This is a genomic window from Streptomyces sp. NPDC044106 (assembly GCF_056433985.1).
In genome coordinates, this window is the sequence record NZ_JBWKFZ010000009.1 from 1 (window position 1) to 13741 (window position 13741).

Sequence of the window (13741 nt, forward strand, 5' to 3'; positions counted from 1 at the left end):
CCACCCGCTACGACAAGACCCGTGAGTCCTACCAGGCCACCGTCACCATCGCCTCACTCCTGCTCTGGATCTGACCCTTTGAAGACGATCTCTAGGGGTTCCCTGGGAGCACAAGGGCAGAGGATTGACACCTACGACGCGGACCTCGACCACATCAAGAAGCGACGCCTGACGAGGTCGACTCGTGCCTCGTCGCCGACGACGACGGCAGCATCGGTACGCCGTACAAGAAGGGCTCCGCGAAGGAGAACCCGCCGTGCGGCATCAAGTACCTGCGGGCGACGGGCGGCGACCCGTTCCGGATCAAGGCCTCTATCACGTGGGAGATCACCTGGAAGGGCAACGACGGCGCCGGGGGCGACCTGCCCGACGGCACGTTCGAAGGCACCCAGGACGTCGACGTCCAGGAGATCCAGTCCATCAACCGGTAGGCGTGCGCCGGTCCGGGGGGCCGTACGGTCGAAGAATCGGGCCCGCGTGGTGCGCTTCATGCGCGCCTGCGCCGGTGCGACGGCGCCCGTCCTACCCTGACGGAATGTCAGACAACCAGCCGGTCGGACTGCTCGGCTTCGACAACGTCCTGTTCCCCGTCGGCGATCTCGGCGAGGCCGTCGGGTTCTACGAGCGGGCCGGCTTCCCGGTCGCGGCCCGGCTCGACGAACTCGGGCTCGCCATCCTGAAGGTCGGCAAGGAGACGCCGGGCCTGCTCCTGCGCGTGGAGGACGGCATCGTGCCGCGTACGCCGCCGTGGCCATCCCCCCGCGTCTGGCTGGAGGTCCCCGACGCCCGTGCGAAGGGCCAGGCCCTGGTGGCGGCGGGCATCACCCTGCTGAGCGAGCCGTTCTCCGTGGCCACCGGCTGGACCGTGGAGATCACCGACGCATGGGGCAACGTCGTCGGCTTCACGGACTACCTGAAGCGGCCGGAGCTGGCCCGCACGCCCTGAGAGCGTCAGCCCAACTGGCTGCGGATCATCGGATCCGTTATCTCCTTGTCGTTGGCCAGCATCATCGCCTTGCTCAGGACGACCGCCAGCGTCCGGTCACCCTCGAAGGGCAGATAGCCGGTGGAGGCGGCTCCCTCCACCGACGACCCGCCCGACGCCCACGCTGGCCACGCCCACGAACAGGTCGACGTCGCGCAGCACCTCGCTCAGGACCAGCGCCGGTATCTCGTCGAGGGGCAGCGCGTCGACCGGCTCGCGGCCGTCGTAGAGCCGCACGCGGTACTCCCCGCCTGCCGCGTGCGCCGTGTTCTGCGGGGCGTCGATCGGGTAGAAGCGCACCTGGTCGGTGCGGATCCGCAGATAGCTGCCCGCGTCGGTGAGCTCCTCCTCCCAGCGCTCGCCGCCGACGCCCTCGACCCAGTACTCGGCACGCAGCCCCCAGTGCGGCAACTCGCGGACCGCCGGCGGGTACTCGTCGTCCACGCTCAGGCGCAACTGGTTGCTCCAGCCACGCACCGTGGCGAGGGAGTTGAACTGGTGCTGGCGCAGGATGTGCGCGGCGAACCGGTTCGAGTACGTGCCCGTCCCGCGCTCGGCGTCGGTGAGGAGGTACACCTCCCGGTGGGCCTGCTTGAAGGGCTGCGTGACGCCATGTCGCTCCAGCCACTCCTGCCAGGCGACGACCTCGTCCGGTTCCCTGCCGACCGGATGCCAGAGTTCGACCGCGCAGTCGTCCGGGACCTCGCCACCGGCGGACGTCACCGGCTCGTCCGCGAGGGTGCGCAGCGCCCCGTCCGCGTATCCGCAGGGGGTCCCGTCGACGGTCCACAGGAGGCGGCGGGCGAGCGTGCCGACCAGGGGATGGTCGAGACAGCGCGCACGCCAGGCGGCGTACGTCCACGTCCGGCCGGCCAGGAACTGCCGGTCGAGCCGCTCGGCCTGCGCCGAGAGCATCTTGTCGATGTCCTTGGCGGCCGCCTTCAGCTCCTTCAGCTCGTCGGGGTGGTCCCGTCTGACGGCGGCGGGCGGCGTCTTGACGGGCTTGCCCGCGGCATTCCGCCAGTGGACCGCGGCCTTCGTGCCGCTGACCCGCAACTCGGCCTCGCACTCCCCGAAGCGGTGGACGCGGTGCCCGACCTCCGTGAGTCCGTACCCGGGGACGACCAGTTCCTCGACCTCCTCCCGGCTCAGCCCGAGAGCCGCGGCCCGCTCCTCCAGGCCGGTGTTGATCAGTTTGAGGGTGGTCCTGTACGTGACGCGGGAGGCGAGGCGGGCCAGCTCGGCCAGTGCCGCTCCGCCTTCGGACCGGATGAGCGCGGTGACGCCGGCGTTGGCCACCTTCGGGTTGCGCGGGCCGATACCCGGGATCTTGCGCAGGGAGACGTCGACGAGCCTGCCGAGCGCGCGGGCGGCGTCCGGGTGCGCGGGCAGCAGGGCGACCAGCCAGGCCAGGCCGCGCAGGACATCGGTGTTGCACGGGTCGTACTCGGCGTTCGGTGCCCTGGTGTGGGCGGAGGCGTTGAACGGCAGGGTGCGGGGGTGGCCCACCAGGCCGATCCAGGCGAGGAGGGTTTCGCGGGCCTCGTCGGCGTCCAGCCGCCCGAGGACCGCCCGAGCGTTCTTCTCCCACGCGGCGGTGGGCTTGGCCGACGTGGCGGTGGTGGCCCGCCGCAGGAGTTCGAGCCACGTGCCGCCCCGCTCGGCGGCGTCCGCGAGGGCCCGGTCGGCCCAGGCCTCACCCGGGTTGACGACGGGATCGGGCAGCCTCTTGACGAAATCGGTCAGCGCCGTCCCCCGGTAGTACTCGACCACCGCGGTGCGGCGCAGGGCGGCGACGGCCGTGGCGGGGATCGGGTGGCCGACGGCGAGTTCGGCGTCCACGAGCGCCATGGCCTCGCGGTGCCCCCATACGCAGTACGCCGTGCCGAGCTTGTGGAGGCGTCTGACGCGCGCGGCGGAGAGCAGGTCACCGGGCAGGTCGTCGGCGATGACGCCGAGCAGCGTCAGGAGGGGGGCGATGGGCTGGTGGCTGTCGGGCGGGTCGGCCTGTTCGTCGAGGGCGTGGGCGAGCTGGGTGCGCTCCTCCGGGGGCAACGCACGGAGGATCTTGAGCACTTGCTCCCCGTCACCGTCCCAGCGGTTGGCGTTGACGGTCGCCGTCTTGAGGAGCACGTCGGCGAGGCCGGCCATGTCGCCCACGGCGGCCAGGCGCGTGACGGCCTCGACATGCTGGGGGTAATGCCCGCTCATCAGCCACCCACCAGCGGCACGAGCTTGAGGAACGAGACCCGGGCGCCGGACGCCACGTCGACCTCCGCGTCCAACTCCTTCACCTGCCGGTCCCCGACGATCACCAGGAACCCGTTTCGCCCGAACGCCACGACCGCCTGCTCGAACTGCCGCTCGGCGTCGACCTCACGCGGCCCGCGCGACGCGCCCCCGTCCGACGAGCTTTCCGTGTCCACCGGCTGGACGAGACCACGGAAGTCCCCGGTCGCCGCACGAGCGTTGTACTCGGCGACCTCGTGAAAGACCCGGCGCCGGATCAACTCCCGCACGGTCAGCCGCTCTTCCACGACCTCCAGACCCCAGGCAGCACGGCGCTCCCCCGCTGTCGTCTCGTCGACGAACGTCACCATTCCCATGCCTGAACGCTAGCGGCAGCCACTGACAACGGGCCGGGCCACCGGACCGCTCACGCCCGCCGCGCCGCCAGTTCCACGACCGTGATGTCCGAGGGCGCCCCGACCCGCACCGGCGGCCCCCACGCGCCGGCGCCGCGCGTGACGTAGAGCTGGGTGTCGCCGTACCACTCCAGGCCCGCGAGCGTCGGGTTGGCCAGGTCGGCGACGAGGTTGCCCGGCCACAGCTGGCCGCCGTGCGTATGGCCGGACAGTTGCAGGTCGACGCCGTGTTCGACGGCGTCGTGGATGACGACCGGCTGATGCGCGAGGAGAACGGAGGCGCGCGAGCGGTCCCGGTCGCCGAGGGCCTTGGCGAAGTCGGGGCCCTTCCCCTCGCTCTGGCCCGCCACGTCGTCGACGCCCGCGAGGTCGAAGCCGGGGAGTTCGGTGCGGGCGTTCCGCAGCGGGTGCAGGCCGAGTTCGCGTACGTGGTCGACCCACTGCTCGGCCCCGGAGAAGTACTCGTGGTTGCCGGTGACGAAGTACGCGCCGTGCCGTGCCCGCAGCCCGGCGAGCGGCGCGGCGGCCGGGGCGAGGTGCTCGACGCTGCCGTCCACCAGGTCGCCCACCACGGCGATCAGGTCGGGCTGCGTGGCGTTGACGGTGTCGACCACGCGCCGGGTGAAGTCGCGCCCGAGGATTGGCCCGAGGTGGATGTCGCTGACCACCGCGATCCTGAAGCCGTGCGCCGCGCGCGGGAGTTTCGCCAGGGGCACGGTGACCCGCTTCACCTTGGGGCCGCGCAGCACGCCGTACGTCCCGTAGCCGACGGTCCCCGCCGCGACGGCGGCGGCGGTCCCCCCGATGATCCGGGAGACGAAGAGACGGCGCGAAGGGGTGGCGGAAAGGGCAGTCGAGGGGGCGGGGGCGGGGGCCACGGGGGCAGACTCCGTGACCCCCGCGGCGGCGGCAACGGCGGCGCTTCCGGCGTCCGCGGAGGCAGCCGCGACAGTCGGACCCGCCTCTCCGAAGGCGGCCCTTTCGGGATCGCCCTCTTCGGAGAGCACCGTTTGCGACCCCACGGACCTGTGTTCCGCCCACCGCCGCACCACCGGCCGCAGCAACTCCCCCACGAGCAGCGCGAGCAGCAGGTAGAGCGCGATCGCCATCCACATGAACCCTGGCCAGGCAAGGATTCGCTGCAACAGGAAGGGCGCCCCGGTCCGCTCGGCCACGAGCGCCGCGAGCATCGTCAGCGGCGCCGCGACGAAGACCGCCGTCCCCGCGCGCCGGGCCGGTCCGGGCCCGGCCGTGGTGTCCCGCACCAGACGCCGCCAGACGTACCAGTGGAGACCCGCCAAGGCCGCGAGGACGGCCAGGCCCGCGAGGACCATGAGGACGACCACGGTTATGACGTTCTGCGCAGAGCCCGGACGCCACGGAACCCGATGGCCCCTACCACCGTCCCCAAGACAAAGGAGACAACGGCAAGCGTCAGGTGCACCCAGAAGTACCCGGTCGGGTTGTCCGCGTCGTCGAAGGCCAGCCCACTGCCGTCCTTCCACAGGTTCTTGACGAAAGTGATCCAGATGAACCAGCTCCACACCCCGAAGGCGAGCAGGAACCAGGAGACAGGGCGGCTGAGCTTCATACGTTCAGTATCGCGAGCTTCCCTGCCGGGCCGCCGCCGGGGTGGGGACGAGGGGACACAGTGGACCTCGACGGCGACGCCCGCAGTCCCGCCCTGTACGTTCTCGTCCGTGCCTGCCGTAAAAAAGACCGCCATGTTGGTCGCTTCCGCCGCATTGCTGACCTTGTCGACCGCAGCGCCCGCGCTGGCGGACGGGAAGCCCGGAGACGACGACGGCCAACCGAAGCCACCCGCCAAGATGTCCACCGTCGGCGGTGCCCTGCTCGGCACGGCGGGCACCCAGGTGAAGCTCAAGGCAGGTGCGCCGGTCCTGCCGAAGGAGCTGACCGGGCGCTCCTGGATCGTGTCGGACGCCGAGTCCGGCGAGGTCCTCGCCTCGCACAACGCGCACTGGCGGCTGCCTCCGGCCAGCACCCTGAAGATGCTCTTCGCGGACACGGTCCTGCCGAAGTTCCCCAAGACGCAGCAGCACAAGGTCGTGCCCTCCGACCTGGAGGGCGTCGGCGCGGGCAGCAGCATGGTCGGCATCAAGGAGAACGAGTCGTACAGCGTCCACGACCTGTGGCTCGGCGTCTTCCTGAGGTCCGGCAACGACGCGGTGCACGTCCTGTCCGCGATGAACGACGGCGTCCCGCAGACCGTCAAGGACATGCAGAAGCACGCCGAGGACCTGCAGGCCCTCGACACGCATGTGATCTCCCCCGACGGCTACGACGCCAAGGGGCAGGTGTCCTCCGCGTACGATCTCTCGCTGTTCGCGCGCTCCGGGCTGCAGAAGAAGGACTTCCGCGAGTACTGCTCGACGGCCACTGCCCAGTTCCCCGGTGAGACCAAGAAGATCGAGAAGGGCAAGGACAAGGGCAAGACGAAGCGCGAGCCCTTCGAGATCCAGAACACCAACAAGCTGCTCACCGGCGCCGAAGGTGTCACCCCCTACAAGGGGATCGCGGGTGTCAAGAACGGCTACACCTCGCACGCGGGCAACACGTTCACCGGTGTCGCCGAGCGCAACGGCAAGGTCCTCCTCGTCACCGTCATGAACCCCTCGTCCTCCGAGGCCCACGCGGTCTACAAGGAGACCGCGCGCCTCTTCGACTGGGGCTTCGCGGCCGCGGGCAAGGTCGACCCGGTGGGCGAGCTCGTCGCCCCGAAGGGTGCCTCCACGGGCGGGGCGGGCAAGGGCGCCCCGGGCGGTGGCGGCGCGGGCACGGACGCGACGGAGAAGGCGGCGCACGTCTCCGACGACGGCGGCAACGGCATGGGCACCGCGCTCGCGATCGCGGCCGGTGTGCTCGCGGTGCTCGGCGCGGGTGCCTTCGTGATCAGGCGCCGGCTGCCGCTGCCGGGCCAGTCCGGCCGACGCGACCGCCAGAGCTGACGCGAAAGCGGCCTTCAGGACTCACGGCGGACGGCCTCTTCGGAGGACGTGGTCGCGGAGGCGCCCTCTACGGGGTGGCTGTTTGTGGAGGCGGTCTCTTCGGAGACCGCCTCTTCGCCTTCTCGCTCCGCCGTAGGCGACTCCTGCTCCTCCATACGTGAGGCCCTGTTCGTCGCGGTCCAGGCGGCGCAGAACAGCAGCAGCTTCGCGGTGAAGTTGATCCACAGGAGCAGCGCGACGGGCACTCCGAAGGCGCCGTACATGTTCTTCGAGGCGACCCCCTTCATGTAGCCGCCGAGCAGCAGCTTGAGCAGTTCGAACCCGGCCGCCCCGATCAGCGCCGCGGTCATGAGCCGGCGCCGGTGCGGCTGGACGCCGGGCAGCAGCGTCAGGACGTAGAGCAGCAGCAGGAAGTCCGCGAGGACGGCGATGGCGAAGGCGATGACTTGGAGCAGTACGGCGCCCCAGCCCTGCTCGTCGACGCCGAGGAGGTCGGCGGTCCAGCCGACGGCGGTCGAGGCGAGGGCGGACGCGGCGAACGAGGCGAGGCCCGCGCCGCCGAGCCCGATGAGCACTCCGGCGTCCTTGGCCTTGCGCAGGACGGGGTTCTCCTCGTCGTCCTCCAGCTCCCAGACGGCCCGCAGGCACTCCCTCATCGAGCCGACCCAGCCGATGCCGGTGAAGAGCAGCAGAGCGCCCGCGATGAGGCCCACGGTGCCCGCGTTCTCGACCAGCGCGTCCAGGTTCAGCTGGTCGGAGATGCCGGGCACCTGCTCGGAGATCTTGTTCTCCAGGGTGCCCTGCTGCTTCTTCGAGAGCGTCGCGGCGGCGATCGCCGCGGCGACGGTGAGGAGCGGGAAGAGCGCCAGGAAGCTGATGAACGTCATGGCGGCCGCGAGGCGCGTCCAGTGGACGTGGTCCAGCCGTTCATAGGCCTGCCACGCGTGCGTGCGCATGCCCTTCTCGACGAGCGGCCCGATTCCGGGCAGTTTCTTCAGCCAGTCCATGACGCCTCCGTGCCTGGTGTCCTGTCCGATGTCCTGCCCGTTCCGCGGAAGACCAAGGTCCGGGTACCCCAGAACCGCAGGACAGTGGCGAGTGCCATACCGATTCCGGCTCCCGAGACGGTGTCCGCGCGCTGAGAGGTGAGGCCGAGCCCGTAGTGCGACACGGCGATGCACAGCAGCTGGACGAGGGCGCCGGCGACGTTGACGGCGAAGAACACCGCGTACTGGCGCAGCCGCGGGACTCCCGAGGTCCTGCTCCTGTAGGTGCCGAGCGCGTTGCCCGTGTACGCGACCGAGCAGCCCGCCACGAAGGAGAGGGCTTTGGCGGTGAGCGGGTCGAGGCCCACGGGTCCGCGCAGCCAGATGAAGAGGCCGAGGTCGGCGGCGTACGCGCAGATCCCGGTGACGGCGAAGCCGAGCAGTTCGGGGCCGAGCGGGCGCAGCCGTGCGCGCAGGGTGGGCCAACTCACCAGTCCACGACCGCGAGTCCGTACATCGCGAGCCACACCAGGCCGATCACGGCGAGCGCGCGGTCCCGCAGGACGACGTCCTCGGGCTCGCCCGCGGTGCCCCGGTCGGCGAATACGGCGTAGCGCAGGATGGCGAGGATGAAGGCCGTCATGGACAGCTGGCGCCAGGGCAGCAGGCCGTTGGCCGTGCCACCCGCCTCCATGGCCCACAGGCAGTACGCGAGAACGGCGACGCCCGCGGCCAGCTGCCACACGAAGCGCAGGTACCCGGTGGTGTATTCGGTGAGCAACGCGCGCGTGGCGCCCGGTTTCTCCGTGCTTCCGGACATCTGGACGGCCTCCGAGTAGCGCTTGGCGGAGACCATGAAGAGCGCGCCGAAGCCCGTGGTGATCAGGAACCAGCGGGAGAGCGGGATGTCGAGGGCGAGCCCGCCGATCATGGCGCGCATCAGGAAGCCGGTCGTGACGATGGTGAGGTCGACGACCAGGACGTGCTTGAGGCTGATGCAGTAGGCGAGTTGCATGCCGACGTACGCGGCCAGGAGCGCCGCTGTGAGGGGCGTGCACAGGAGCGCGGCGGCCACGGGCGCCAGGACCGCGAGGAGCCCCCCGGCGGCGTACGCGACGGGCACCGGCACCTGCCCGGCGGCGACCGGCCTGCGGCACTTGGTGGGGTGCGCGCGGTCGGCGTCGGCGTCACGGGCGTCGTTGATCAGGTAGACGGCGGACGCGGCGGCCGTGAACAGCGCGAAGACGGTGGCGACTTGGATGAGCGCGTGCCGTGAGAAGAGCTCGCCCGCGGCGGCGGGGGCCGCGATGACCAGGACGTTCTTCACCCACTGGCGGGGGCGTGCGGTCTTCAGCAGGCCGAGCGGCAGGCTGACGGGTCCCGGCCGCGTCTGCTGGGGCGGACGGGGCCGCTCCAGAACTGTGGCGATACGTTCAGGCATCGCGGTGGCCTCCGTTCATCCAGGCGGCGCCCACGCGCGCGGTGAACGCGCCGAGCGCGGCGCCCGCGGCGATGTCCGAGGGGTAGTGGACGCCGACGACCATCCGGGAGACGCACATCGCGGCGGCCAGTGGCGGGACGAGGTGGGCGCAGAGGGGGCGCAGCGCGCCGTACGCGACGGTGGCCGCCGCCGCCGACGTGGCGTGCGAGCTGGGGAAGGAGTGCCTGCCCACGACGCGTACGAGGGGCTCGACGCCGCCCGGGCCGCCGGGGCGCGGACGGCGGACGATCCGCTTGAGGCCCATGCTGGCGAGGTGGGCGGTGGCGGTGAGCGCTGTGCCGCGCAGCCAGGCGCCGCGGCGCTCGCGGTCGACGGCGGCGCCCGCCAGGCCCGCGACGAGCCACAGAGCGCCGTGCTCGCCGGTACGGGAGAGTGCGCGGGCGGCGGACGCCACGCGCGGGTCGGTGCCGCAGTCGCGCAGGGCCGACAGCAACCTGTGGTCCATGTCGTGCATGTCGCCTCTTTTTCGAAGATATTCGAAGACATCCGAAGACATCCGAGAGCTGGGCATCTCGACTCTTCTAGGCAACCTCGTATTACTTACGTCAATCTACGGTGACACTCGCTTAATCACCCATTTCGGTGAGAGCGGGAACGATTTATAGCTAACCGCCCACTTGTGGGCGATACCGTCGTCTTCATGTCTGCCGACTCCCCCGCCGATTCCCTCACCTCCGCCGCTCCCCCGGCCCCGGTCCCGTCCGTCTCCGTCTCCGGCTGGGGCCGCACCGCGCCGACCACCGCCCAACTGGTGAGACCCCGCACCCCGGAGGAGGCCGCGGCAGCGGTACGCGACTGCGGGGAGCGCGGCGGCATCGCCCGCGGCCTGGGCCGGGCCTACGGGGACGCCGCGCAGAACGCGGGCGGCGCCGTCTTCGACATGACGGGCCTCGACCGGGTGCGCGTCATCGACACCACACACACGTCGGACACCGGGGCACCGGCGGCCACCGTCGTCTGCGACGCGGGCGTCTCCCTGCACCACCTGATGGAAGTCCTGCTGCCGCTCGGCTGGTTCGTGCCGGTCACACCGGGGACCCGCTACGTGACGGTCGGCGGGGCCATCGGCGCCGACATCCACGGCAAGAACCACCACGTCTCCGGATCCTTTTCCCGCCACGTCCTCTCGATGGACCTGCTGACCGCCGACGGCACGGTCCGTACCATCGAGCCCGGCAGCGCCCTCTTCGACGCGACGACGGGCGGCATGGGGCTGACCGGGGTGATCCTGTCGGCGACGGTCCAACTGCTGCCGGTCGAGACCTCCTTGATGAGCGTCGACACGGAACGCGCCACGGACCTCGACGACCTGATGGCCCGCCTCGCCACCACCGACCACCGCTACCGCTACTCGGTCGCCTGGGTCGACCTGCTCGCCCGCGGCGCCACCATGGGCCGCTCCGTCCTGACCCGCGGCGACCACGCCCCACTGGAAGCCCTTCCGGAGCGGGCACGCGCGCGTAGAGCCCCTCTCGCGTTCCGCCCGGGACAGTTCCCCGCGGCCCCGTCGTTCCTCCCGGAGGGGCTGCTCGGCAAGGCCTCGGTGGGCCTCTTCAACGAACTCTGGTACCGCAAGGCGCCCCGCTCCCGCACCGGCGAACTCCAGAAGATCTCCACGTTCTTCCACCCCCTGGACGGCGTCCCGCACTGGAACCGCATCTACGGCCGCAGCGGCTTCGTGCAGTACCAATTCGTCGTCGGATACGGCAAGGAGGAGGCCCTGCGCCGCATCGTGCAGCGCATCTCCGAGCGCGGCTGCCCCTCCTTCCTCGCCGTACTGAAGCGCTTCGGAGAGGGTGATCCGGGCTGGCTCTCCTTCCCGATGCCCGGCTGGACGCTCGCGCTCGACATCCCGGCGAACCTCCCCGGGCTCGGCGCCTTCCTCGACGACCTCGACGAGGAAGTGGCCGCCGCCGACGGGCGCGTCTACCTCGCCAAGGACTCGCGCCTGCGGCCGGAGATGCTCGCCGCGATGTATCCGCGGCTCGCCGACTTCCGCGCCCTACGGGCCGACCTGGACCCGCGCGGCGTGTTCCGCTCGGACCTCTCCCGCCGCCTCGACCTCTAGGGTCCTTCTGACGGATCTCCGCGGGGTCGAGCCCCACACAAGGCAAAGCCACCCAAGACCGGCCTGATCCGAAAGACAGGCCCTAGGAGACCGGTACTCATGAAAGACGCCTTCGGCACCCCCCAGTCCCTGCTCGTCCTCGGCGGCACCTCGGAGATCGGCCTCGCCACCGCCCGGCGCCTCATCGCCCGCCGCACCCGCACGGTGTGGCTGGCCGGCCGTCCCTCACCCGGCCTGGAGGAGGCCGCGGCGGACCTGCGCGACATGGGCGCCGAGGTGCACACCGTCGCCTTCGACGCGCTCGACTCCGAGTCCCACGAAGTGTCCCTCGGCAAGATCTTCACCGAGGGCGACATCGACATGGTGCTGCTCGCCTTCGGCATCCTCGGCGACCAGGCACGCGACGAGGACGAGCCCCTCGCGGCGGTGCGCGTCGCCCAGACGAACTACACCGGGGCGGTCTCGGCCGGCCTGGTCTGCGCACGGGCGCTGCAGTCCCAGGGGCACGGCTCCCTGGTGGTGCTCTCGTCCGTCGCGGGTGAACGCGCGCGCCGCTCGAACTTCATCTACGGCTCCAGCAAGGCGGGCCTCGACGCCTTCACCCAGGGACTCGGCGACGCGCTGCACGGCACCGGTGTGCACGTGATGGTCGTCCGCCCCGGCTTCGTGCGCTCGAAGATGACGGCGGGGCTGGAGGAGGTGCCCATGGCGACCACCCCGGAAGCGGTGGCCGAGGCCATCGAGACCGGCCTGCGACGGCGGTCGGAGACGGTGTGGGTACCAGGAGCGCTGCGACTGGTGATGTCGGCGCTGCGGCACCTGCCGAGGCCGGTGTTCCGGCGGCTGCCGCTCTAGGCGGGCTCTCCTGGTGGGGCCTCGGGGTCAGCGCGTGGGCAGCGTGCCCCGGGTCACCGGGGCCGAGGCCTGAGGGGGCACTACGGAGCCGCCGAAAGCGAAGTCCCGCAGCTTGCGCCAGACCCCGTCGGGGCCCTGTTCGTAGAGGGCGAAGCCGGTGCAGGACCACTCGGCCTCGTACTCGGAGAGCTCCTCGTACGCCCGGTCCATGGCCTCTTCGGAGATGCCGTGCGCGACCGTCACATGCGGGTGGTACGGGAACTGCAGTTCGCGCTCCACCGGACCCGACGCGTCCCGCACCCGCTCCTGCAGCCAGGAGCAGGCCGACCCGCCCTCCACCACCCGGACGAAGACCACAGGGGACAGCGGCCGGAAAGTGCCCGTCCCGGAGAGGCGCATCGGGAAGGGGCGCCCGGCCGCCGCGACCGCGCCGAGATGCGCCTCGACCGCAGGCAGCGCCGAGGCGTCCACCTCGGTGGGCGGCAGCAGGGTCACATGGGTGGGGATGCCGTGCGCCGCGGGGTCCCCGAAGCCCGCGCGCCGCTCCTGGAGCAGGCTGCCGTGTGGCTCCGGGACCGCGATCGAGACGCCGATCGTTACGGTCCCCACGTCGTACTCCTGTCGTCGTGTCGCTGGGCAGGGGTCGCTGCCGGTGGGCAGCACAGTGCTGTTGTCGTCGGTCCGGAGACTCAGTGCTTGGCGGGCAGGAAACCCACCTTGTCGTACGCCTGCGCGAGGGTCTCGGCAGCGACGGCACGAGCCTTCTCCGCGCCCTTGGCCAGGATCGAGTCGAGCGTCTCCGGGTCGTCCAGGTACTGCTGGGTGCGGTCCCGGAAGGGAGTCACGAACTCGACCATGACCTCGGCGAGGTCGGTCTTCAGCGCACCGTAGCCCTTGCCGGTGTACTTCTGCTCCAGTTCGGCGATACCGGTGCCGGTGAGGGTGGAGTAGATGCTGAGGAGGTTGCTGACGCCCGGCTTCTCCGCCACGTCGTAGCGGATCACCGTGTCGGTGTCGGTGACGGCGCTCTTGACCTTCTTGGCGGTGGCCTTGGGCTCGTCGAGGAGGTTGATCAGGCCCTTCGGCGTGGACGCCGACTTGCTCATCTTGATCGACGGGTCCTGAAGGTCGTAGATCTTCGCCGTCTCCTTGAGGATGTACGCCGACGGCACGGTGAACGTCTCGCCGAACCGGCCGTTGAAGCGCTCGGCCAGGTCACGGGTGAGCTCGATGTGCTGACGCTGGTCCTCGCCGACCGGGACCTCGTTCGCCTGGTACAGCAGAATGTCGGCGACCTGCAGGACCGGGTACGTGAAGAGGCCGACGGACGCGCGGTCGGCGCCCTGCTTGGCGGACTTGTCCTTGAACTGCGTCATGCGCGACGCCTCGCCGAAACCGGTGAGGCAGTTCATCACCCAGGCGAGCTGGGCGTGCTCGGGGACATGGCTCTGGACGAAGAGCGTGCAGCGCTCCGGGTCGATGCCTGCGGCGAGCAGCTGGGCGGCGGCGAGCCGGGTGTTGGCGCGCAGCGCGGCGGGGTCCTGCGGAAGGGTGATCGCGTGCAGGTCCACCACCATGTAGAAGGCGTCGTGGGACTCCTGCAGCGCCACCCACTGGCGGACCGCGCCGAGGTAGTTACCGAGGTGGAACGAGCCGGCGGTGGGCTGGATTCCGGAGAGCACACGAGGTCGTTCAGAGGCCATGGTCCCCATTCTCTCAGGTGACTCTCATA

Annotated in this window: 15 protein-coding genes and 1 pseudogene; 5 read left to right on the forward strand and 11 right to left on the reverse strand. The window is 70.9% G+C overall.

Features of this window, described 5'->3' with window-relative positions; translation table 11 throughout:
* Positions 1 to 197: 197 nt before the first annotated feature.
* Together AC07DI_RS17250 and AC07DI_RS17255 are read left to right on the forward strand one after the other, a co-directional pair.
* Positions 198 to 431: pseudogene (locus AC07DI_RS17250) on the forward strand (hypothetical protein); the annotation flags it as partial.
* Positions 432 to 535: 104 nt separating this feature from the next.
* Entirely contained in the window at positions 536 to 946 is a 411-nt protein-coding gene (locus tag AC07DI_RS17255) for a VOC family protein (RefSeq protein WP_478905106.1), read from the forward strand.
* Between the two features lie 5 nt (positions 947 to 951).
* Here the strand turns inward: AC07DI_RS17255 and AC07DI_RS17260 are convergent, their stop codons facing one another.
* From AC07DI_RS17260 to AC07DI_RS17280, 5 genes are read right to left on the reverse strand one after another with little or no spacing between them, the layout of a single operon-like run.
* A complete protein-coding gene (locus tag AC07DI_RS17260; RefSeq protein ID WP_478905107.1) occupies positions 952 to 1086 on the reverse strand; it encodes a DUF7737 domain-containing protein in 135 nt (44 codons plus the stop codon).
* Positions 1043 to 3196 carry a DUF4132 domain-containing protein gene (locus AC07DI_RS17265; protein WP_478905108.1) on the reverse strand — a complete coding sequence of 718 codons (2154 nt, stop codon included), beginning with the start codon at positions 3194 to 3196 and terminating at the stop codon, positions 1043 to 1045. The genes AC07DI_RS17260 and AC07DI_RS17265 overlap by 44 nt, the downstream gene beginning before the upstream one ends.
* Positions 3196 to 3591, reverse strand: coding sequence for a hypothetical protein (locus tag AC07DI_RS17270; protein WP_478905109.1), 396 nt, complete (start codon positions 3589 to 3591; stop codon positions 3196 to 3198). The genes AC07DI_RS17265 and AC07DI_RS17270 overlap by 1 nt, the downstream gene beginning before the upstream one ends.
* 50 nt (positions 3592 to 3641) lie before the next feature.
* On the reverse strand, positions 3642 to 4976 hold the full coding sequence (locus AC07DI_RS17275; protein WP_478905110.1) for a metallophosphoesterase: 1335 nt from the start codon (positions 4974 to 4976) through the stop codon (positions 3642 to 3644).
* A gap of 2 nt (positions 4977 to 4978) precedes the next feature.
* Positions 4979 to 5221: an SCO4848 family membrane protein gene (locus AC07DI_RS17280; RefSeq protein ID WP_362332231.1), complete on the reverse strand. Its 243-nt coding sequence runs from the start codon at positions 5219 to 5221 to the stop codon at positions 4979 to 4981.
* A 133-nt stretch (positions 5222 to 5354) separates the two neighbouring features.
* Here AC07DI_RS17280 and AC07DI_RS17285 point away from each other — a divergent pair, with 133 nt between their 5' ends.
* On the forward strand, positions 5355 to 6599 hold the full coding sequence (locus AC07DI_RS17285) for a D-alanyl-D-alanine carboxypeptidase family protein (protein WP_478905111.1): 1245 nt from the start codon (positions 5355 to 5357) through the stop codon (positions 6597 to 6599).
* Positions 6600 to 6613: 14 nt separating this feature from the next.
* Here the strand turns inward: AC07DI_RS17285 and AC07DI_RS17290 are convergent, their stop codons facing one another.
* From AC07DI_RS17290 to AC07DI_RS17305, 4 genes are read right to left on the reverse strand one after another with little or no spacing between them, the layout of a single operon-like run.
* Positions 6614 to 7606 (reverse strand): YihY/virulence factor BrkB family protein, encoded by a 993-nt coding sequence (locus tag AC07DI_RS17290; protein ID WP_384260651.1) that lies wholly within the window; start codon positions 7604 to 7606, stop codon positions 6614 to 6616.
* Positions 7594 to 8061: a GtrA family protein gene (locus AC07DI_RS17295; protein WP_384260710.1), complete on the reverse strand. Its 468-nt coding sequence runs from the start codon at positions 8059 to 8061 to the stop codon at positions 7594 to 7596. The genes AC07DI_RS17290 and AC07DI_RS17295 overlap by 13 nt, the downstream gene beginning before the upstream one ends.
* Before the next feature lie 11 nt (positions 8062 to 8072).
* Positions 8073 to 9026, reverse strand: a complete 954-nt coding sequence (locus tag AC07DI_RS17300) for a decaprenyl-phosphate phosphoribosyltransferase (RefSeq protein ID WP_384260648.1) — start codon at positions 9024 to 9026, stop codon at positions 8073 to 8075.
* Positions 9019 to 9540, reverse strand: a complete 522-nt coding sequence (locus AC07DI_RS17305) for a phosphatase PAP2 family protein (protein ID WP_384260646.1) — start codon at positions 9538 to 9540, stop codon at positions 9019 to 9021. Before AC07DI_RS17305 ends, AC07DI_RS17300 begins: the two co-directional genes overlap by 8 nt.
* Before the next feature lie 186 nt (positions 9541 to 9726).
* Here AC07DI_RS17305 and AC07DI_RS17310 point away from each other — a divergent pair, with 186 nt between their 5' ends.
* Both AC07DI_RS17310 and AC07DI_RS17315 read left to right on the forward strand, forming a co-directional pair.
* Positions 9727 to 11154: an FAD-binding oxidoreductase gene (locus AC07DI_RS17310; protein WP_384260643.1), complete on the forward strand. Its 1428-nt coding sequence runs from the start codon at positions 9727 to 9729 to the stop codon at positions 11152 to 11154.
* A 99-nt stretch (positions 11155 to 11253) separates the two neighbouring features.
* A complete protein-coding gene (locus AC07DI_RS17315) occupies positions 11254 to 12009 on the forward strand; it encodes a decaprenylphospho-beta-D-erythro-pentofuranosid-2-ulose 2-reductase (protein ID WP_478905112.1) in 756 nt (251 codons plus the stop codon).
* A 27-nt stretch (positions 12010 to 12036) separates the two neighbouring features.
* Here the strand turns inward: AC07DI_RS17315 and AC07DI_RS17320 are convergent, their stop codons facing one another.
* On the reverse strand, positions 12037 to 12618 hold the full coding sequence (locus AC07DI_RS17320) for a 2'-5' RNA ligase family protein (protein ID WP_478905113.1): 582 nt from the start codon (positions 12616 to 12618) through the stop codon (positions 12037 to 12039).
* Between the two features lie 80 nt (positions 12619 to 12698).
* The gene (trpS, locus tag AC07DI_RS17325) at positions 12699 to 13712 is read right to left on the reverse strand and encodes a tryptophan--tRNA ligase (protein ID WP_478905114.1); all 1014 of its coding nucleotides are present in this window, start codon (positions 13710 to 13712) and stop codon (positions 12699 to 12701) included.
* Between the last annotated feature and the right edge of the window lie 29 nt (positions 13713 to 13741).

What these genes read in the sequence shown, in the direction of transcription:
- AC07DI_RS17255 (WP_478905106.1), top strand. Translation starts at nt 536, where the DNA reads ATGTCAGACAACCAGCCGGTCGGACTGCTCGGCTTCGACAACGTCCTG.
- AC07DI_RS17265 (WP_478905108.1), bottom strand. Translation starts at nt 3,196, where the DNA reads ATGAGCGGGCATTACCCCCAGCATGTCGAGGCCGTCACGCGCCTGGCC.
- AC07DI_RS17270 (WP_478905109.1), bottom strand. Translation starts at nt 3,591, where the DNA reads ATGGGAATGGTGACGTTCGTCGACGAGACGACAGCGGGGGAGCGCCGT.
- AC07DI_RS17280 (WP_362332231.1), bottom strand. Translation starts at nt 5,221, where the DNA reads ATGAAGCTCAGCCGCCCTGTCTCCTGGTTCCTGCTCGCCTTCGGGGTG.
- AC07DI_RS17285 (WP_478905111.1), top strand. Translation starts at nt 5,355, where the DNA reads ATGTTGGTCGCTTCCGCCGCATTGCTGACCTTGTCGACCGCAGCGCCC.
- AC07DI_RS17290 (WP_384260651.1), bottom strand. Translation starts at nt 7,606, where the DNA reads ATGGACTGGCTGAAGAAACTGCCCGGAATCGGGCCGCTCGTCGAGAAG.
- AC07DI_RS17300 (WP_384260648.1), bottom strand. Translation starts at nt 9,026, where the DNA reads ATGCCTGAACGTATCGCCACAGTTCTGGAGCGGCCCCGTCCGCCCCAG.
- AC07DI_RS17305 (WP_384260646.1), bottom strand. Translation starts at nt 9,540, where the DNA reads ATGCACGACATGGACCACAGGTTGCTGTCGGCCCTGCGCGACTGCGGC.
- AC07DI_RS17310 (WP_384260643.1), top strand. Translation starts at nt 9,727, where the DNA reads ATGTCTGCCGACTCCCCCGCCGATTCCCTCACCTCCGCCGCTCCCCCG.
- AC07DI_RS17315 (WP_478905112.1), top strand. Translation starts at nt 11,254, where the DNA reads ATGAAAGACGCCTTCGGCACCCCCCAGTCCCTGCTCGTCCTCGGCGGC.
- trpS (WP_478905114.1), bottom strand. Translation starts at nt 13,712, where the DNA reads ATGGCCTCTGAACGACCTCGTGTGCTCTCCGGAATCCAGCCCACCGCC.